Genomic DNA, 18,775 nt, shown 5'->3' on the forward strand with positions numbered 1-18,775 from the left:
TCCTACGCGGGCTGTTCGCCCGGCGCGAGCGCCCGCCCCGATGTCGGTGGCCCGCGGGAAGATGGGTCGATGGCGAATGTGCTCGAGCGGTTCGGTCCTGCGACGCAGGACTGGTTCCGTGGCGCCTTCGCGCAGCCCACCACCGCCCAGACCGGCGCGTGGGAGGCGATCTCGGCGGGCCGGCACGCTCTGGTGGTGGCGCCCACCGGGTCGGGCAAGACGCTGTCGGCGTTCTTGTGGGCCATCGACCGGGTCTTCCACGAGAAGGCGGCGGCGCCCGCAGCCGACGCCGGCGCGGCCACGACGGGCACGAGGCAGAAAAAGGGCACGACGCAGAAGAAGCGTGCGACGAAGGATGCCGGTGGCACCCGCATTCTCTACATCTCCCCGCTGAAGGCGCTCGGCGTCGACGTCGAGCGCAACCTCCGCTCGCCGCTGGTCGGGATCGGACAGGCGGCGCGGCGCCTCGGCATCCCGCTGCCGGAGATCACCGTGGGGGTGCGCTCGGGCGACACGCCCTCGGCCGACCGGCGCAAGCTCGTCACCGACCCGCCCGACATCCTCATCACCACGCCCGAGTCGCTCTACCTCATGCTCACCTCGCAGGCCGGGCAGACGCTGCGGGGCGTCCACACCGTGATCGTCGACGAGGTGCACGCCGTCGCCGCGACCAAGCGGGGGGCGCACCTGGCGGTGAGCCTTGAGCGGCTCGACGCGCTGCGTCGCGCGGAAGACCCAGACCTGCCGCCGGCGCAGCGCATCGGGCTGTCGGCGACCGTCCGGCCGATCGACGAGGTCGCGCGCTTCCTCGGCGGATCGGCCCCGGTGGAGATCGTCGCGCCGCGCGCGACCAAGGCGTTCGACCTGAAGGTCGTCGTGCCGATGGCCGACATGCTCAATCCGCCGCCGCCTCCCGGTGCCGCCGGTGACGAGGGGACGGATGCCGAGGGGACCGGCGACGCGGACGGCGACGGCGACTGGTTCGCGCCGTCACAGCCGTCCGAGATCACCGGATCGGTGTGGCCGCACGTCGAAGAGGCGATCGTCGATCGGATCCTCGCGCACCGGTCGACGATCGTGTTCGCGAACTCGCGCCGGCTCGCCGAGCGGCTCACCGGGCGGCTGAACGAGATCTACGCGGAGCGGCTCGACCCGGGCACCGGTGGCGGCGCGCCGCCCGGCGGCGGCGCCGGCGGCGCGGGAGGAAAGCCGCCGGCCGCGATGATGGCTCAGGCCGGCGCGTCGGCCGGGGCGCCGCCCGAGCTGGCGAAGGCGCACCACGGCTCGGTGTCCAAGGAGCAGCGGGCGCAGGTCGAGGACGAGCTGAAATCCGGCATCCTGCGCTGCGTCGTCGCGACCAGCTCGCTCGAGCTCGGCATCGACATGGGCGAGGTCGATCTCGTCATCCAGGTCGAGGCGCCGCCCTCGGCGGCGTCGGGTCTGCAGCGCGTCGGCCGCGCGGGGCACCAGGTCGGCGAGGTCAGCCGCGCCGCGCTGTTCCCGAAGCACCGCGGCGACGTCCTGCACACGGCGGTCGTCACCGAGCGGATGCTGGCGGGCCAGATCGAGGCGGTGCGCATTCCGCAGAACCCGCTCGACATCCTCGCGCAGCAGACGATCGCCGCGTGCGCGCTGGAGCCGCTCGATGTCGAGGGCTGGTTCGAGACGGTGCGGCGTTCCGCGCCGTTTCGGACGCTTCCCCGCTCGGCGTACGAGGCCACGCTCGATCTGCTGGCGGGCAAGTACCCGTCCGACGAGTTCGCCGAGCTGCGCCCTCGGGTCGTGTGGGACCGCGATCACGGGACGCTGACGGGACGCCCCGGCGCGCAGCGCATCGCGGTCACGAGCGGCGGCACGATCCCGGACCGGGGACTGTTCGGTGTGTTCGTGGCCGGCGAGACGCGCAACGCCCGCGTCGGCGAGCTCGACGAGGAGATGGTCTACGAGTCGCGCGTGAACGATGTGTTCACGCTCGGCACGACGAGCTGGCGCATCGTCGAGATCACGCACGACCGGGTGAACGTGCTCCCCGCCTTCGGGCAGCCGGGCAAGCTGCCGTTCTGGCACGGCGACGGCCTCGGCCGGCCGGCCGAGCTCGGCGAGGCGTTGGGCCGCTTCTCCCGGGAGGTGTCGGCGGCGGCCCCCGAGACGGCGACCGAGCGTCTGCGCGAATCCGGGCTGGACGACAACGCGATCGAGAATCTGCTGGCGTATCTGGCGGAGCAGAAGGACGCGACCGGGAGCCTTCCGACCGACCGAACCCTGACCGTGGAACGCTCGCGGGACGAGGTCGGTGACTGGCGCGTCATCTTGCATTCCCCCTACGGCATGCACGTGCACGCACCGTGGGCGCTGGCGGTGAACGCCCGTATCCGGGAGCGGCTGGGGGTCGAGGGATCGGCCGTCGCGAGCGACGACGGCATCATCGCGCGAGTGCCGGATGCCGAGACCGAGCCCCCGGGCGCGGAACTGTTCGTCTTCGAGCCCGACGAGCTCGAGCAGCTCGTGACTGACGAGGTGGGCGGCTCGGCGCTGTTCGCCTCGCGGTTCCGGGAGTGCGCGGCGCGGGCGCTGCTGCTGCCGCGGCTCAATCCGAACAAGCGGTCGCCGCTATGGCAGCAACGGCAGAAATCGGCGCAGCTGCTCGAGGTCGCGAAGAATCACCCGACGTTCCCGATCATCCTGGAGACCCTCCGCGAGGTGCTGCAGGACGTCTACGACCTGCCCGCCCTGCTGCGGATTGCACGCTCGATCGGTGACCGCCGCATCCGCCTCGTGGAGACCACCACGAGTCAGCCATCGCCCTTCGCGCGCGACCTGCTGTTCGGATATGTCGGTGCGTTCATGTACGAGGGCGACTCGCCGTTGGCCGAGCGCCGCGCCGCCGCGCTGTCGGTCGATCCGGCGCTGCTGAGCGAGTTGCTCGGCAAGGTCGAGATGCGCGAGCTGCTCGACCCGGAGATCATCGCGCAGTTCGAGCGCGAGGCCCAGCGGCTCGACCCCGCCCGCCGCGCACGCGGAGTGGAAGGCGTCGCAGACCTGCTGCGGCTGCTGGGCCCCCTGACCGCGACGGAGGTCGCCGCGCGGCTGCAGCCGGATTCGATCACGGGGCAGGAGGCGAGCGCCGGGCGGGCGGACGCGGGCGGAGCCGGGCGGGCGGACGCGCCGAGCGCGGGCAGCGCGGCCGGCGGCGGGCAAGCGGACGGCGCCGGGCGAGCGGACCGAGCCGAGCCGCCGCACGCCACGCCCGAGGAGGCGGCGGCGCTGCTGGACGAGCTGATCGGCGCGCGGCGCGCCATCCGGGTGAGCGTCGGCGGTGCCGAGCGGGTGGCGGCGATCGAGGATGCCGGGAGGTTGCGCGACGCGCTCGGAGCGGCGCTGCCCGTCGGCATCCCCACCGCGTTCCTCGAGCCCGTCGTCGATCCGCTCGCCGACCTCGTCGCGCGGCACGCCCGCACGCACGGGCCGTTCCGCACGTCCGATGTCGCAGCGCGGCTCGGGATCGGCGCGGCCGTCGCCCGGCAGACGCTGCAGCGGCTGGAATCGCAGGGTCGCCTGGCGAGCGGCTTCTTCCTGCCCGACCCGGCGGCCGGCTCGGGCCCTGGGGCTCAGGCCCGGAGCGGCGCGGATGATCTGGAATGGTGCGACAGCGAGGTGCTGCGGCGGCTGCGACTGCGGTCGCTCGCCGCTATCCGCGGTGCCGTCGAGCCGGTGTCGCCCGAGGCGTTCGCCCGGTTCCTGCCGACGTGGCAGCACCTGACGCGACCCCTCGACGGGATCGACGGCGTGCTCGCCGTGATCGAGCAGCTCGCCGGCGTCCCCCTGCCGGCCAGTGCGTGGGAGTCGCTGATCCTTCCCGCACGGGTGCGCGACTACTCCCCCGCGATGCTCGACGAGCTGACCGCGACGGGCGAGGTGGTGTGGTCGGGGCACGGGTCGCTGCCCGGCCGCGACGGCTGGATCGCCCTGCATCCGGCCGACGCCGTCCCGCTCACGCTGACCCCGCCGGACGACCCCGAACCCCCCACAGAGCTGGAGCAGCGCGTCCTCGACGTGCTCGCCGCCGGCGGGGCGTACTTCGCCGCGCAGCTGACGGCGATGACGCAGGCGGAGAACGAGCAGTCGGTCGTCGACGCCCTGTGGAACCTCGCCTGGACCGGGCGGATCACGAACGACACGTTCGCGCCGGTGCGGGCGCTCCTCGCCGGCGGGTCGCAGGCCCACCGCACGGCGCGACGCACACCGCGGGCGCGGATGTTCCGCGGAACGCCGCTCGCGGCATCCGTCCCCCGCCCCGCCCCGCAGCGCCCGCCGCTCATCGGCGGTCGCTGGTCGCTGCTGCCCGAGCCCTCCACCGATGCGACGCTGCGCGCGACGGCGGGCGCCGGGCTGCTGCTGGAGCGGTACGGCATCGTGACGCGGGGATCGGTGCAGGCCGAGGGGATGCCGGGGGGGTTCGCGCAGGCGTACCGGATTCTCGCCGGCTTCGAGGATGCCGGTCACTGCCGTCGCGGGTACTTCATCGAGCGGCTCGGGGCGGCGCAGTTCGCGGCATCCGCGACGGTCGACCGCATCCGCGAGTTCGCCGGGCTGCCCGACCCCGCGCCCCTGCAGGCGATCACGCTCGCGGCGACCGATCCGGCGAACCCGTACGGTGCCGCTCTGACGTGGCCGGCGCTGGACGGCGTGGCGCACCGGCCCGGGCGCAAGGCGGGCGGTCTCGTGACCCTCGTCGACGGCGCGCTGGTGCTGTATCTCGAGCGCGGCGGCCGGTCCGCTCTCGCGTTCACGGACGACGAGGAGGTGCTCGCGGCGGCGGCGCGCAGTCTCGTCGAGACCGCCCGCGCGCGGCGGCTCGACACCCTGACGATCGAGCAGGTCTCCGGCGCGTTCGTCTACGGCACACCGGCGGGCCGGGCGCTGCAGGCCGCCGGGTTCGTCGAGGCGAGCCGGGGATTGACCCTGCGGCGGGCGCGATGACCCCGGGGACTGCCGACCGTGCTGAGCGGCGCGACTGTGCCTGAGCGGGGCGACCGTGCCTGAGCGGAGCGACTGTGCCTGAGCGGAGCGAACATGCCTGAGGGCGACACCGTCTTCCGCACGGCGCGGCGGCTGCACGAGGCGCTCGCGGGCGAGGAGGTGACGCGCTTCGACATCCGCGTGCCGCGGCATGCGACGGCCGACCTCACCGGCGAGGTCGTCCACGAGGTCGTGCCGCGCGGCAAGCATCTGCTGATGCGGATCGGCGCGTTCACGCTGCACTCGCACCTGAAGATGGAGGGGCGCTGGCTGGTGTTCGCGCACGGCGAGCCGTGGCGCACGCCCGCGCATCAGGCGCGCGCGATCGTCGGAACGTCGCGGGTGGATGCCGTGGGTTTCGAGATCGCGATGGTCGATCTCGTGCCGACCGAGGAGGAGGATCGGCTCGTCGGGCACCTGGGACCCGACCTGCTCGGCCCCGACTGGGACCCCGTCGAGGCGGCGCGGCGGCTGCACGCCGACCCCCGCCCCGTGCACGTCGCCCTGCTGGATCAGCGGAACCTCGCCGGGCTCGGCAACGAGTACGTCAATGAGCTGCTGTTCGTCCGCGGCATCCTGCCCACGCGGCCCGCGACCGAGGTCGACGTCGCCGGTCTCGTCGACACCGCCGCCCGCATGATCCTCGCGAACCGTGACCGCTCGGGCCGCACGTTCACCGGTGATACCCGACGCGGTCGGCAGACGTGGGTGTACGGACGCGATCGGCGGCCGTGCCGACGCTGCGGCACGCTGATCCGGCGAGCGGAGCTGGGTGCGACCGACACGAGCGAACGCAACGTGTTCTGGTGCCCGCGCTGCCAGAGGTGACCGCAGCCTGACGCCGCGGCGAGGGGGGACGGCTCCCTCGACGCCCGTCGGGTCAGCACTCCACGACGTTGACAGCGAGGCCGGCCTCGCTGGTGTCCTTGTACCGCGCGGACATGTCGGCGCCGGTCTGGCGCATCGTCTCGATGACGGTGTCGAGGGTCACGACGTGCGTGCCGTCGCCGAGCAGCGCCAGCCGCGACGCCGTCAACGCGGTCGACGCGGCGACGGCGTTGCGCTCGATGCAGGGGATCTGCACGAGACCGCCGACGGGGTCGCACGTCATGCCCCGTCAGCAGGAACATCTGCACATCACCCGGGTCGAAGCCGCCGACCCGGCACGCGTGGTACATGACCGCGGGCAGCACACCCGCAGCGCCGTTCGTCGGAGTGGGGTCAGTGGCCCAGGTAGCGGCCAGGACGGTGGTTCAACGCGAGCACGAGGTTCAACAGCACGGCGCCGGCGGAGCTCATCACGACGTTCGGCCAGGGCATGACCAGCACCGCGGCGAGGATGATCAGCAGGTCGAAGATCATCATGGTCCAGCCGGCGCGGAAGCCGGTGCGGTCCTGCACCTCGAGGCCGATGATGTTGACGCCGCCGACGCTCGAGCGGTGGCGGAACAGGATCAGCACGCCCACGCCGGCGAGCAGGTTCCCCGCGAGGGTGCCGTACCAGGGCTCGATCTGCGTAATCGGGAAGAGCGCGTTGTGCACGAGCGCCCACACCGACACGAGCGCGATCGAGATGATCGTGCGGATGGTGAAGTCCCACCCGCGCCGCCAGACGGCGAGCAGCGCGAACGGCACGTTGATCACCGCGAACAGCAGCCAGAACGGCCACGCCGTCGCATACCCGAGCAGTAGCGAGAGCCCTGCGGTCCCGCCGGTGACGGCGTGCGCCGCGTGCAGCAGGTGCAGTCCGAGCGAGGCGAGGAACGTCCCGGTGAGGATGCCGAGGACGTCCTCGGCGACGGAGTGGGCATGCGCCTTCTCGTCGAACACGAGCGTCGGCCCGGTCGTGGGGTCATCGGCGTCGGGCGTGGTCACGGCATCCATCCTCGTCCATGCGTCCACGACGGGAATGATCCTTGCCCCGCGGTCGTTGCAGAAAGCGGAGGGTTTTTCGTGGGAAAGAACTACATCGACATCGAAGACGACCAGGGACAGACGCTGCGCTACCGCAAGCACGTCAATGGTCGCGGCCTCGTCGCCAACGGCGCCAAGGTCCACTCCAGCGCGCTCGTGGAGGCGGGGGCCTACATCGAACCGGGAGTCCAGATCGCCGCGGGCGCGCACATCGGCCGCGGCGTGTGGATCGAACCCGATGCCGTCATCGGCCCTGACGCGGAGATCGCACCGCACGCCCACATCCGCTCCGGCGCGGCGATCGGCCGCGGCGCCAAGATCGGCGTCCGCACCGTCGTCGGCGCGCACGCGCGCGTCGCCGGCGGCTCGCTCATCGGCGACGACGAGCAGATCGGCGACGGCGAACAGGTCGCGACCGACCGCCGCGGACTGCGTCTGGCGGCCTGACCGGCCTCGCCCCCTCGGACGGCGCTGCGGCGATGGGCGCCCGCCCGGCCGTCACGGCGCGGGGTCTCGGCGGCTGACTGTCGCGAAAGCAGGCTGAATCGCACATTCCCCGGTCCCGCGGGCGCCAAACGGTCGATCCGGCCTGCTTTCGCGACGCCGGGGCGCGCTAGGTCAGTACAGCTAGGGCCGACGCGCGCGGACCCTGACGCGCATTGACGCCGGGGCGGGCTAAGGCCGGGGCCGCGGCGTCTCGGCGGCTGACTGTCGCGAAAGCAGGCTGAATCGCACATTCCCCGGTCCCGCGGGCGCGAAACGGTCGATTCGGCCTGCTTTCGCGACGCCGGGGCCGCGGCGTCAGGCGAACAGGAAGAGAACGAAGCCGATCAGCGGCAGCGTCCCCTGGATCGCCGCGGGTCGCAGGTACTTCGCGCCGCTCGTGACGAGGACGAGTGCCGCCGCGAGCATCGACCCGAGGCTGAACAGGACCAGCGCGCGCCCCGCCACCTCGGCGGTCGTTCCGGCATCGCCCGCCCAGAACAGCGCCAGCCCGATGACCACGCCGATTGCGAGGAACAGGTTGTAGAACCCCTGGTCGTAGGCCATCGGCTTCGTCACGTCGGCGGCGGCCTGATCGGCCACCCCGAAGCGACGCCAGACACGGGGCTGGGTCCACTGGATGGATTCCATGACGAAGATGTACACGTGCAGGAGAGCGGCGAGAGCCGCCACAGCGGTCGCGATGATCGGCACCATGTCCGCACCCTACCGCGGGTACGCTGGCCGGATGGCCGGTCGAGCGTCACCGCGGGGCGGAACCCCGTCGCGCCGCCCGCGCGGCGGCAAGGGCACGGGCGGCAGGACCCCCGGTGCCAAGACGCCCACCGGCAAGACCCCCGGCGGCAAGACCGGCGCATCGGCGAACCGCCCCGCCGCGACCCCGCCCCCGCGCGGCCCGTTCCGCCTCGGCGCGATCGAGGGTGCGACGCCGGGCAAGTGGATCGACATCTGGCAGGAGCGGATGCCGGGCGTCACCCTCGAACTCACACCCCTCACGATCGCCGGCCAGCGCGCGGCGCTGACCTCGGCATCCGTCGACGCGGCACTCGTCCGCCGGCCACTCGATGAGGCGGGCTTGCACGTCATCCCCCTCTACGAGGAGGTCGCGGTCGTCGTCTGCGGCGCGGACTCCCACCTCACCGCCGCCGACGAACTGACCCTTGCCGACCTGGCCGGCGAGGTCGTGATCACGCCGCACGACGCCCCGCTGCAGCTCCACGTCCCCGGAGCGCTCGCGCCGCGGTTCGACCCGCCGGAGACCGTCGGCGACGCGATCGCCACCGCCGCCACCGGCGTCGGGGTGGTCATCGTCCCGCTGTCATTGGCCCGATTGCATCATCGCAAGGACGCCGCGCACCGCCCGCTCGTGGACGGTCCCACCTCGCCCGTCGTCCTCGCCTGGCCGGCCGGCGATACCTCGCCGCTCGTCGACGCGTTCATCGGCATCGTGCGCGGGCGCACCGCGAACTCGTCCCGCTGAATCCCGCGCACCCCCGCCGGCGGAGGCCGCCAGACAGCGGCCACCCCGCCATACCGCGCCACCCCCGAGGGCACGGCGAGGGGCCGGCGAGTCCCCACCCACCGGCCCCTGGACGGACACAGAATCCCCCCGGACAACCGTCCTTGCGAAAGCGCCGATCCCCGCTCCCCAGAAGCGGCCCCTGTCGGACCTGCTCGACCCTTTCACCGATGAAGAGCGCCGAACGGGCGCGGTGATACACGCCCGGTCAGAATCCGTTGCCGTGCACGAGGAACGGCGAGCGGATGCCGGTGCGCGCGCTCGCGGCGGCGAGGGCGACGGCCGGGGGCTCCCCCGCGGCGAGGCCGGTGTGGAGCGCGCCGAGCAGTTCACAAGCGTCGTCGTCGGCGACCACCACGGGCGCGGCAACGACCGCGCCGGCACCGGCGTGCAGCCACGCCCGCGTCATGCCGACGGCCTCCTCGCCCCAGCGCACGGCCGAGCGGCCCGACTCGCACGCCGACAGCACGACGGCCCGAGGGACCGCCGGCATCCGATCGATGTCGTAGCCGAACAGCGCCCCGTCGGCCAGCTGCAGACCGGAGAACAGCGGGTTGTCGAGGGCGTGGCGGCCGTGCGCGCTGATGTGCAGCACGTCCGCTGTCGTTGCGGCGCCGGCGACGGCATCGACGGTCGCCTCCGCGCCGGACAGGACGATCCCGGCATCCCACGCCGCGACGGCGAGGGTCGCCTCCTCCAGACCGCGCGCAACGCGCGGCCCCACGGCGACGACCGTGGTCGCGGCCCCTGGGGCGGAGGGCACCACCGGGCCGGCGGAGCCCTCAACCCCCGCAAAACCTCCCTCTCCGCGGCCGCGCACCCAGTGCGACATCGACGTCGCGAGGGTGACGGCGCGACCCTCGAGCCCGGGGAGCATCGCCCACGGCAACCCCGCCAGCACGCCCGGCGCCGTGATCACGACGCGCCGCGGCGACAGCGCACCGGGGGCCACCGCCAGCGGACGGTCCACGATCAGGGCGGACAGCCGCTCGAGCCGTTTCTGCAGCGACGCGCGGACGACGCCGGCCATGGGCCCCGACCGCACCGCGGCCGACATGTCCAGGTCGGAGCGCAGCGCGGGGAGCGAGGTGCGCGCCTCCGCCCAGCCGGCGAGGTCGACGAGCGCTGCGCCGGCGGCGGTGACGACGACGCACGAGACCCCGTCCCCGGTGAAGACGTAGGACAGGAGGGCGGTCTCCGCATCCAGCGCGCCGGCGGCCGCGGGCAGGTCGACGGGACGCTCGAGGTCCGCCGCTCCGGTCGTCGTCCACTGCCGGCGGCGCAGCCGTTCGCCGAGCGCGATCGCGCGCGGGTCGCTCGTCCAGTCGTCGCCGGCGGCGTCGGCGCGCAGCAGCCGCAGCTCGCTGAGATCGGCGGCCTGCTCAGGGTCGGGCGGCGGGCGCAGCGGCACGACCTGCGCGCTGAGGTGCCGCGCCCGCTCGGACCACTCGAACACGACGTCGGGCCGCCGCGACCGCACCGCCGCCCGCAGCCCGGTCAGCATGAGCGTGCTGCCGTGCATCGCGAGAGAGGTCTGCAGGTCGAGGCTGCCGAAGGACGCCCGCCAGGTCGCGAGCTCGTCGATCCCGGATGCCGCGTACCGGCGCGCCTGCGCGTCACGACCCGCGCGGGTGGCGCGCTCCGCGCGCACCTCGTGTGCCAGCATCCGCACCTCGAGCGGCGCCGTCTCATCCGGCGTCGGCACCCGCCCCGCGCTGCGGCCATGGCGCGCGCGCCAGAGCTCCCGCGTCAGTCGCAACGCGATCGCGTCGGAGCGCAGTCCGGCGCGCGTGAGCGACGCCGCCACCGGTGCCACGTCACGCTCGTCGACACGCAGGTCCGCCACGGCGCGGCCGGCGCGATCGATCGTGCCTCCCGACAGCTGGGCGCGCAGCTGGACGCCCCGTGCTCGATGCGCCCACGACCGCGCTCCCAGCGCCGTGAAGTGCCGTGCCGCACGCCCCGCGACGCGGGCGGCTTCGGCGGGGTCGTGGCGCAGCAGGGAGCGCGCGAGGTGGAGTTCGGCCTCGGCGCGCGCCTGCGGCATGCCGTTGGCGTGGAAGGCGCGAGCGGCCTCGCGCAGCAGGCGCTCGGCCTCGGTCACCAGGCCCGCCTCCCGCAGCGCTTCGGCCATGTCGACGTCGCCGATCGCGGCGTTGGCGGCGGAGGCGGCCGCGATGACGGGACGCGCCGCGCCCATTTCGCGCATCGCGCGGACGAGGTCGCCGCCCAGCAGCGCCGTGTAACCGAGGTTGTGGCGGGCTTCGGCGACCTCGACGGGATCGCCGTGCCGCTCGTAGGCGGCCACCGCCGCTTCGAGGTCCGCGGTCGCCGCGGCGAGCTGGCCGCGCTGCATCGCGACGAGGCTGCGGTTCATCCGGAGGTTGGCGACCGCCAGCGGGTCGTCGGGGATGGTGTCGATCGCGCGGCCGAGCCACTCCAGCCCCTCATCGAGGCGGCCGCGGTGCATGAGGATGCTGCCGAGCTGCCCCTCGATCACCCCGCGCGTGTGCGCCGTGAGCGCATCGCCGGCGAGCACGCGCCGGCACAGCGCTTCACCCTCGTCGGGACGGCCGAGCTGGTCCAGGACGAAGGCACGCGTGCCCGCGATGCGGGCGCGCAGGTTGTCGTCAGCGCCGGATGCCGCGGCATCCAGCGCTGCCTCGGCCTCGCGGTACCGCCGCTCATTGGTGAGCGTGAGCGCGGCGGTGTAGAGCCCGGCCGGGTCGGAGGTCACGCCCCCAGCATGCCGGTTCCCGGGCGGCCAGGGGAACACGCGCCGCCCGGCGCGTCAGCCACCACGCTCACCCGAGCGCGGCGAGCGCCTTCTCGGCCGCCGCGCGGGCAGCGGCGATCGCGTCGGCGACGTGCTCCTTCCCGTCCGGTGGGGTGCCGAGGCCGGCGGCGATCAGCCCCGCCACGAGCGGCGCCGCGAACGACGTGCCGCTCCACACGGCGAAGCCGCCGCGGTAATCCTCGGGGGCGATCGTCAGCCGCCGCCGGGCGTACTGGTCGTCGCGGGCCGACGCCTGCAGGCCACCGCGGAAGTCGGGAAGCGTGCTCAGCACCGCCGCGCCCACCGCAAAGGTGCGCACCCAGGGGCCGACGTTGGAGAACAGGGCCGTCGTCGCCCGGTCCGGGTTCAGGGCGCCGACGGAGACGTGGGCGGCGAGGTCGTCCGGCACGAGGCCGTTGTCCGACCCCGGCCACGGCCACAGCGACGCGGGGAAGCTCGGTCGGTCGGTCGCGTCGTTGCCCGCCGACACCACGACGGTCACCCCGAGCCCGCGCACCACCGCGAGCAGGTCGTAGAGGTCGCGGGTGTAGAGGCCGTCCTCCGGGGTCTCGTGGTAGTAGCCGAGCGACATGTTCAGCACGTCGATCGGACGCCCGCCGCGCACGCCGTCGCGGTAGCGCTGCACGAGCACGCCGAGGTCCTCCACGACGCGCAGCAGGTTCGACTCCTCCACGATCCCGCGGGCGTCGGCGACACGGATGCCGAGCATCTCGGCATCCGGCGCGATCTGACGCACGATGCCGGCGATGAACGTGCCGTGCCCGGCGACCGGGTCGAGTTCGCCGTCGAGCGGGCCGAACAGGTCGGGGTACACCTCCGGGTTGGCCTCGTCGTCCAGCCCCACCGGATGCCCGTCGAGGCGCACGTCCCGGGTGACGAGGTCGTCGGGCAGCCACGTGTGCGCGCCGATGCCGGTGTCGAGCACCGCCACGACCGCGCGACGCCGACCGTCCGCGACCTCGGTGCACACGGGCGGCGGACCCACCCAGGCGACCGGTTGGCGGCCGCCGGATCCGCAGTCGCCGTACTCGCCGACCGGGTTGGAGCGGGTGTAGGGGTTAGACCGGGTGTACGGGTTCGACCGGGTGTACGGATTCGACTTCGTGTACGGGTTCGATTTGGTGTATGGATTGACCCCGATCGGGTCGACCGTCAGCACGTGGTCCAGGCCGATGCGATCGAGTCCCGCCGCCCGCAGCGACGCCGCCGCGTCGATGCGGCCGTCGCGGCCGCGCACGACGTCACGACCGGCGAGGATGCGGCGGCGCACCTGCTGCAGCACTCGCCAGGCATCCGGGAGCGCGGGCGAGACGGCATCCTTCGCCTCCGGCGTCGTGAGGCGCACGCGGATCACCACCGGCGCGCCGGGCAGTCGCGGTTCGGGACGCTCCCCCTCGCCGAGCTCGCTGCCGTCCAGGCGCTCGCGCACGACGCCCCAGCCGAAGACGGCGGCCGCCTCGCGGACGCGATCGAGGTTGCCCTCCATCCGGGCCGCCCCCGCGCCGTCCGAGACGAGCAGCCGATCGGGCACGTACGCCGTCTGGAACGCCTCGACGCCGTCGAGGGGCTCGGCTCCGGGGTCGAGCACGGTGGCGGAGATCACGGAGCCGCGGGCGCGGTCGCGCCACGACCACCCTTTGGGCTGCGGGGCGGCGTCGTACTCTTCAGGGCTCATGCGATCTCCTCAGGTCAGGCGGCGGGCAGGGGCGGCAGGTGCGGGGCGCGGCGCGGCGGCGCGGGTCAGATCTCGAAGCGGGGCGTCTGCAGGTCGGTGGCGCCGTCGGGCTCGGATGCCGCGGCCAGCAGCACCCGCAGCCGTGACAGGCCGTGCGGCACGCCGTCGAACGAGAAGCGGCCGCCTTCGAGGTCGGCGAGGTGCTCCCCGGCATCCTGGATCAGGCGCACTTCGGCGACGTCCCCGTCGACCCAGCCGTCCAGGCGGCAGGCGTCGCGCTCGGCGGGGGTGACGTGCACCAGCATGTTGGTGCGGCCGTCGCTGAACTGCAGGGTCAGCATGTCGGCGTCGCCGCGGACGGCGGTGGTGGCGTCGCTGTCGATGAGGCTCAGCAGCGCGTACTCGCGGGCGAGGTCGGCCGTCGCGACGGCCGCGATCATCGCGTCGGCGAGATGGGCCGGCGCCGGGTCGATCGCCCCCCAGGCGCGCCGGATCGCGGCGAACAGCGCCGTGTCGTCGAGCATCGATTCAGAGGTCACGGTCGTCCCCGTTCCATCCCGCCGCTTCGAGAGCGGCGCGCAGTTTCCCGAGGCAGCGGCCCCGGGTCGGTCCGATCGAGCCGATCGGCATGTTCAGGTCTCGCGCCAGATGCGCGTAGTCGGGGCGCTCCTCGAACGCGATGACGCGCAGCAGCCGCCCGCAGCGCGCGTCGAGCCCGGTGACGGCCGACCAGAGGCGGCGGTCGCGGTCGGCGATGTGGGCGCGGCTCTCCGCGGAGTCGTCCGCGGGGATCAGCGGCTCGAGGTCGGCGTCGTCGGTCGCGCGCACGCGCTGCTGCGCCCGGCCCGCCCGCCAGGCCTCGCGCCGCGCGCAGGTGGTCAGCCAGCCGGCGACGGCGCGGGCGTCGTGGATCGTGTCGTGCCGTCGCACGAGCGTCAGCCAGGTGACCTGCACGACGTCTTCACTCAACTGGGCGTCGAGACCGTACGCGCGGACCACGTGCCAGAGCACCGGCGTCATCAGCCGCACCAGGTCGTCCATCGCGCGGGGGCGTCCCTCACGCCACTGGGTGAACAGGTCGGCGGCGTGGTCCCAGATGGTGGCGGGCACGCCGCCGGCCCCCTCGGTTCCCGCGGCGCCGGCCGCCGAGACGGAATCCGGGGCCTGATCAGGGGAGGTCGAGGGGTCGGCATCGGTCATACCGCCCATTCTGGCCATACCGACAAGAGGCGGGCGAGGGGGCCGGTGATACATCCGATCGGATGGGATTCTCGGGCGGGTTTCTGCCGGCATCCGACCTGTCCTCGCGAGACCCCGTCTGCGCGCCGAGACCCCGCGTTTTTTCGCGGGGTCTCGGCGCGGGGAGCGGGTCTCGCGGTGGCCGCCTAGACTTCTCGGCATGGCCCCGCTCGTGTATCTGTGCGCTCGTCCGCAGGCCGGTGCCGCGGCGGCCGAGTACGAGTCCTTCCGCACGGCGATGCACCTGGATGCCGATGAGCTGGAGCGCTGGGACCTCGTGCAGGACGAGCTGCCCGCCGACTTCGCGAGCCGTTGGCGCGGCGCCGTCGTGGGCGGCAGCCCCTTCAACGTCGCCGACCCCGAATCGGCGAAGACGGACGTGCAGCGTCGCCTCGAGGCGGGACTCGCGCGGCTCGCCGAGACCGCGGCATCCGGCGGCGTGGCGGCCCTGTTCACCTGCTACGGCATCGGCGTCGCCACGCGCGCCCTGGGCGGCGAGGTGACGCGCGCGTACCCCGAGGACACCGGCCCGACGCGGGTGACGCTCACCGATGAGGGCCGGCGCGACCCCGTCTTCGGCGGGCTGGCCGACACCTTCACGGCGCTCACGGCGCACAAGGAGGGCACGGGGCGGATGCCGGCGGGCGCGACCCTCTTGGCGACCAACGACGCCTGCCCCGTGCAGGCGTACCGGGTCGGCGAGCGCCTGTATGCGATGCAGTTCCACCCCGAGCCGACCGGGCAGGCCTTCACCGAGCGGATGGCCGTCTACCGTGACGACGGATACTTCGCCGCCGGGGATTACGACCGCATCGCCGCGCTCGTGCTCGCAGCGTCGCTCACCGAGCCCGCGCGGATCCTGCGCGCCTTCGCCACCGCGTTCTGATCCCGGGTGGGGCCCATGCCCACGCCCGGGCGCCCGCTCCGGGGCGCTCACCCTGGTGCGGTCCGGCCGCCCCGCCGCCGAACCCTCGCCCCCGGCACCCTCACCCCGGCGCGGTCCGCCCGTTCCGCCGCCGAACCCTTGCCCCGGGGACGAACCCTTACGCCCGGGCGCGCTGGGGCATGAGGGTTCGGTCCAGGGGCGAGGGTTCGCGCACAGAGCGAGGGCGCGCGCCGGGTCAGCGAGAGACGCGCAGCGTGCGAGGGCGGTGCGCGAGTCCGCCGGCGGAGCGCGCGCGGGTCAGCGCGCGGGCGCGCAACCCGATGGCCGCCGCCAGCACCACGGCGGCGACGATGAAGGCCGTCGTCGCCACGGCCGGCGCGTGCGGCTCGCCCGTGGATCGCGCGATCCCGATCCAGACCAGGCCCCACGCCATTGCGAGGGCCGGCGCGATGCGCCCGTCCGTGCCGAATGCGATCGCGGCGCCGACGAGGGCGACCACCACGAGGACGAGCACGCCCCACAGCTGCTGGGCATCGGCATCCATGGGCGCGACGACATCCGCGGCGAGCCAGGCGGTGATGTTCGCGACCGTCGCGAGAGACACCCAGCCCAGATGGATGCCGACGGCGCCGTCCATGAGGAGCAGGTCGACCGGACTCTCGGGACGCTGCGCCACGAGTCGGCGCAGCGTCACGCCGAGCACCACCAGCAGCAGCACGATCGCGACGACCGTCAGTGGCAGCGTCAGGAACTGCGCGGCGAGCAGCCACCCGCCGTTGAGCACGGCGGTGGCGGCGATCCACCAGCCGGCGCGGCGCTGCCGTGCCCGGCCGCGCTGGGAGGGCAGCGCCTGCCACACGGCGTAGCCGATCGTCAGCAGGTACACGACGCTCCAGATCGAGAACGCCGGCGTCGCGGGCGCGAGCACCGTGGCGTCGGCGTCGAGCGCCCCGCCCTGCAGGTCGCGGACGTTGGTGCCGCCGAAGAATCCCGTGCCGACCATCGCGGCGATGATCATGAAGACGACCGCCGAGAGCACGACGATCTGCCGGGCGAGATCCGCCCCCGTCGGCGCTTCGGAACGCGCCTCGGAGCGCGCTGCGGCATCGCCGTGCAGGGTGGGCTCGCGGGACGGTGAGCGGTTCATACCCGGAACGGTATGTGACGTGGCGCCGGCCTCGTCAGGGCCTTGACAACCCGCCGCGGAGCCGGGTCACCGTCAGTCGACGGGGCGGTACTCGGCGAACCGGCGCTCCAGGCGCGGCTTTCGACGACCGCCGATGACGGCGGTCGAGTCGGGGCTCAGCACGACCGGTCCCTCCTCCACCGGCTGCCCGCCGTTCGCGGTCGTCGTCGCGATCCACACCTCACGCTCATTGCCGATGTCATCGACGGCCCACTCCTGCGGGGAGAGGTTGACGTAGATCGTCGCCGCGTCGCGGTGCAGCGCCCACCGGCCCGGCCCGGCGCACTCGGCCTGCTGGCCGGCGCGGCTCGGATCGGTGAGCTCGGGCTGCTCGCGGCGCAGCCGCGCGAGCGCGCGGTACAGCTGCAGCAGGCGCCGGTGGTCGCCCTGTTCGGTCTCGCTCCAGTCGAGCTTCGAGCGCTCGAACGTCGCGGGGTCGTTGGGGTCGGGCACGAGGGATTCGTCCCAGCCCATCGCGGCGAACTCGGCGCGCCGGCCCCGGCGGGTCGCCTCGGCGAGTTCGGGCTCGGGGTGCGAGGTGAAGAACTGCCACGGGGTGGACGCGCCCCACTCCTCGCCCATGAACAGCATGGGCGTGCCGGGTGCGGTGAGGGTCAGCACGGCCGCGACGGCGAGGCGGTCGAAGCTCAGCGTCTGCGAGAGCCGGTCGCCGGCGGCGCGATTGCCGATCTGGTCGTGGTCCTGCGCGAACTCCACGAATCGCCACGAGGCGACCTCCGCCGGTACGGGCCGCCCCCAGTCGCGCTCCCGGAACGACGAGAACGTGCCGTCGTGGAAGAAGCCGCCGGCCCAGGTCTTCGGCAGCGCTCCGGGGTCGGCGAAGTCGGCGTAGTAGCCGGCCGTCTCGCCGGTGAGCGCGACGTGCACGGCGTGGTGCCAGTCGTCGACCCACTGCGCCGCGAGCCCGTAGCCGCCGGCCTCGCGGGGCAGGATCATGACGGGGTCGTTGAGGTCGCTTTCCGCGATGAGGGTGAGCGGCCGGCCCAGGTGCGCCGAGAGCGCATCGACCCGCTCGGACAGTTCCTGCAGGATGTGCACGGGTCGGGATGCCGATTCGTGCAGCGCGTGCACGGCGTCGAGCCGCAGCCCGTCGACGTGGAAGTCACGTAGCCACATGACGGCGTTGTCCACGATGAACGCGCGCACGGCGGGCTCGTCGAGGTTGACGCTCGCCCCCCACGTGTTGCTCTGCCCGTCACGGAGATAGGGGCCGTACTCGGGCAGGTAGTTTCCGGACGGGCCGAGGTGGTTGTAGACGACGTCCTGGATGACGGCGAGCCCCGCCGCGTGCGCGGCGTCGACGAACCGGCGGTACGCCTCGGGGCCGCCGTAGGTCTCCTGCACGGCGTACCAGAGCACGCCGTCGTACCCCCAGTTGTGGGTGCCGTTGAAGGCGTTGACCGGCAGCAGCTCGACGTGGCTGACGCCCAACTCGACGAGGTGCGGCAGCTTGCCGATCGCCGCGTCGAGGGTGCCCTCGGGAGTGAAGGTCCCCACGTGCAGCTCGTAGATCAGGCCGCCGGCGAGCCCGCGACCGGTCCAGCTCTGGTCGGTCCAGGCGAAGGATGCCGGGTCGTCCCACGCCGACAGTTCGTGCACCCCGCGCGGCTGGCGCCGCGACCGCGGGTCGGGCCGGGCGGCGTCGGCATCGCCCAGGACGAACCCGTACTCCGCCCCCGGTGCGAGCGTCAGCGGAGCGCGCCACCACCCGGCATCCGTCGCCGTCAGCTCGACGTCGTCCCGCCCCGGTCGCCGTAGCCGCACCCGCGCCGCGCGCGGCGCCCACACCTCGATGGTCATGGACCCATCCTGCCCGCCGGCGCCCGCGGCCGCAGGGTGACGCCCCGCCGGCGCCCCGCACCGCCCCGAGCCGCCGCGCGCGTCGGCGGCTGCGGCTATGAGTCGTCGCCGTCGCCGGGGGTGTCGCCGGCGCGCGGCTGGCGGCTGATGATGAAGAACGTGATGGCGAGGTCGTGCCCGCGGCGCCTCCCCCGGGCGGGGGGAGAATGCCGCGG

At 73.8% G+C, this 18,775-nt stretch carries 13 protein-coding genes and 1 pseudogene; 5 read left to right on the top strand and 9 right to left on the bottom strand.

Annotation, left to right across the window (positions count from 1 at the left end):
* The first annotated feature begins 69 nt into the window (after window positions 1–69).
* Both ACPYN4_RS12315 and ACPYN4_RS12320 read left to right on the top strand, forming a co-directional pair.
* Complete coding sequence (locus ACPYN4_RS12315; protein ID WP_424446534.1) at window positions 70–4,980, top strand: Lhr family ATP-dependent helicase; 4,911 nt, start codon at window positions 70–72, stop codon at window positions 4,978–4,980.
* A gap of 93 nt (window positions 4,981–5,073) precedes the next feature.
* Entirely contained in the window at window positions 5,074–5,847 is a 774-nt protein-coding gene (locus ACPYN4_RS12320; RefSeq protein ID WP_424446535.1) for a DNA-formamidopyrimidine glycosylase family protein, read from the top strand.
* Window positions 5,848–5,899: 52 nt separating this feature from the next.
* Here the strand turns inward: ACPYN4_RS12320 and ACPYN4_RS12325 are convergent.
* Window positions 5,900–6,133, bottom strand: a pseudogene (locus tag ACPYN4_RS12325) (L-serine ammonia-lyase, iron-sulfur-dependent, subunit alpha); the annotation flags it as partial.
* Between the two features lie 107 nt (window positions 6,134–6,240).
* Window positions 6,241–6,903 (bottom strand): YitT family protein, encoded by a 663-nt coding sequence (locus ACPYN4_RS12330; RefSeq protein WP_424446549.1) that lies wholly within the window; start codon window positions 6,901–6,903, stop codon window positions 6,241–6,243.
* Window positions 6,904–6,972: 69 nt separating this feature from the next.
* Between ACPYN4_RS12330 and ACPYN4_RS12335 the strand changes: the two genes are divergently transcribed.
* Window positions 6,973–7,380, top strand: a complete 408-nt coding sequence (locus ACPYN4_RS12335) for a transferase (RefSeq protein ID WP_239281592.1) — start codon at window positions 6,973–6,975, stop codon at window positions 7,378–7,380.
* 354 nt (window positions 7,381–7,734) lie between these two features.
* Here ACPYN4_RS12335 and ACPYN4_RS12340 read toward each other — a convergent pair whose 3' ends face one another.
* Complete coding sequence (locus tag ACPYN4_RS12340; protein ID WP_424446536.1) at window positions 7,735–8,133, bottom strand: DUF1304 domain-containing protein; 399 nt, start codon at window positions 8,131–8,133, stop codon at window positions 7,735–7,737.
* A 31-nt stretch (window positions 8,134–8,164) separates the two neighbouring features.
* On the opposite strand from ACPYN4_RS12340, the gene ACPYN4_RS12345 reads away from it, so the two are divergent.
* Window positions 8,165–8,917 (top strand): LysR family substrate-binding domain-containing protein, encoded by a 753-nt coding sequence (locus ACPYN4_RS12345; RefSeq protein WP_315550885.1) that lies wholly within the window; start codon window positions 8,165–8,167, stop codon window positions 8,915–8,917.
* A gap of 247 nt (window positions 8,918–9,164) precedes the next feature.
* Here ACPYN4_RS12345 and ACPYN4_RS12350 read toward each other — a convergent pair whose 3' ends face one another.
* The 4 genes from ACPYN4_RS12350 to ACPYN4_RS12365 all read right to left on the bottom strand — a co-directional run bounded on the left by ACPYN4_RS12350 (window position 9,165) and on the right by ACPYN4_RS12365 (window position 14,628).
* On the bottom strand, window positions 9,165–11,693 hold the full coding sequence (locus ACPYN4_RS12350; protein WP_424446537.1) for a CHAT domain-containing protein: 2,529 nt from the start codon (window positions 11,691–11,693) through the stop codon (window positions 9,165–9,167).
* A 67-nt stretch (window positions 11,694–11,760) separates the two neighbouring features.
* Window positions 11,761–13,428, bottom strand: coding sequence for a S8/S53 family peptidase (locus ACPYN4_RS12355; protein ID WP_424446538.1), 1,668 nt, complete (start codon window positions 13,426–13,428; stop codon window positions 11,761–11,763).
* Between the two features lie 65 nt (window positions 13,429–13,493).
* Window positions 13,494–13,967 carry a hypothetical protein gene (locus tag ACPYN4_RS12360; RefSeq protein WP_281652953.1) on the bottom strand — a complete coding sequence of 158 codons (474 nt, stop codon included), beginning with the start codon at window positions 13,965–13,967 and terminating at the stop codon, window positions 13,494–13,496.
* Window positions 13,957–14,628, bottom strand: a complete 672-nt coding sequence (locus tag ACPYN4_RS12365; RefSeq protein ID WP_287271759.1) for an RNA polymerase sigma factor — start codon at window positions 14,626–14,628, stop codon at window positions 13,957–13,959. The genes ACPYN4_RS12360 and ACPYN4_RS12365 overlap by 11 nt, the downstream gene beginning before the upstream one ends.
* 199 nt (window positions 14,629–14,827) lie before the next feature.
* On the opposite strand from ACPYN4_RS12365, the gene ACPYN4_RS12370 reads away from it, so the two are divergent.
* The gene (locus tag ACPYN4_RS12370) at window positions 14,828–15,553 is read left to right on the top strand and encodes a glutamine amidotransferase-related protein (protein ID WP_239281604.1); all 726 of its coding nucleotides are present in this window, start codon (window positions 14,828–14,830) and stop codon (window positions 15,551–15,553) included.
* A 235-nt stretch (window positions 15,554–15,788) separates the two neighbouring features.
* On the opposite strand, the gene ACPYN4_RS12375 is transcribed toward ACPYN4_RS12370, so the two are convergent.
* A complete protein-coding gene (locus ACPYN4_RS12375; protein WP_424446550.1) occupies window positions 15,789–16,571 on the bottom strand; it encodes a tryptophan-rich sensory protein in 783 nt (260 codons plus the stop codon).
* 201 nt (window positions 16,572–16,772) lie between these two features.
* Window positions 16,773–18,560 (bottom strand): malto-oligosyltrehalose trehalohydrolase, encoded by a 1,788-nt coding sequence (treZ, locus tag ACPYN4_RS12380; protein ID WP_287271757.1) that lies wholly within the window; start codon window positions 18,558–18,560, stop codon window positions 16,773–16,775.
* Window positions 18,561–18,775: the final 215 nt, after the last annotated feature.

This window comes from Microbacterium sp. CH-015 (assembly GCF_049707015.1).
Lineage (GTDB): Bacteria > Actinomycetota > Actinomycetes > Actinomycetales > Microbacteriaceae > Microbacterium > Microbacterium aurum.

Excerpts from the sequence above, each read along its gene's own strand:
- treZ (WP_287271757.1), bottom strand. The coding sequence starts at position 18,560 with ATGACCATCGAGGTGTGGGCGCCGCGCGCGGCGCGGGTGCGGCTACGG.
- ACPYN4_RS12355 (WP_424446538.1), bottom strand. The coding sequence starts at position 13,428 with ATGAGCCCTGAAGAGTACGACGCCGCCCCGCAGCCCAAAGGGTGGTCG.
- ACPYN4_RS12320 (WP_424446535.1), top strand. The coding sequence starts at position 5,074 with ATGCCTGAGGGCGACACCGTCTTCCGCACGGCGCGGCGGCTGCACGAG.
- ACPYN4_RS12370 (WP_239281604.1), top strand. The coding sequence starts at position 14,828 with ATGGCCCCGCTCGTGTATCTGTGCGCTCGTCCGCAGGCCGGTGCCGCG.
- ACPYN4_RS12345 (WP_315550885.1), top strand. The coding sequence starts at position 8,165 with ATGGCCGGTCGAGCGTCACCGCGGGGCGGAACCCCGTCGCGCCGCCCG.
- ACPYN4_RS12375 (WP_424446550.1), bottom strand. The coding sequence starts at position 16,571 with ATGATCATCGCCGCGATGGTCGGCACGGGATTCTTCGGCGGCACCAAC.
- ACPYN4_RS12330 (WP_424446549.1), bottom strand. The coding sequence starts at position 6,903 with ATGGATGCCGTGACCACGCCCGACGCCGATGACCCCACGACCGGGCCG.
- ACPYN4_RS12315 (WP_424446534.1), top strand. The coding sequence starts at position 70 with ATGGCGAATGTGCTCGAGCGGTTCGGTCCTGCGACGCAGGACTGGTTC.
- ACPYN4_RS12365 (WP_287271759.1), bottom strand. The coding sequence starts at position 14,628 with ATGACCGATGCCGACCCCTCGACCTCCCCTGATCAGGCCCCGGATTCC.
- ACPYN4_RS12340 (WP_424446536.1), bottom strand. The coding sequence starts at position 8,133 with ATGGTGCCGATCATCGCGACCGCTGTGGCGGCTCTCGCCGCTCTCCTG.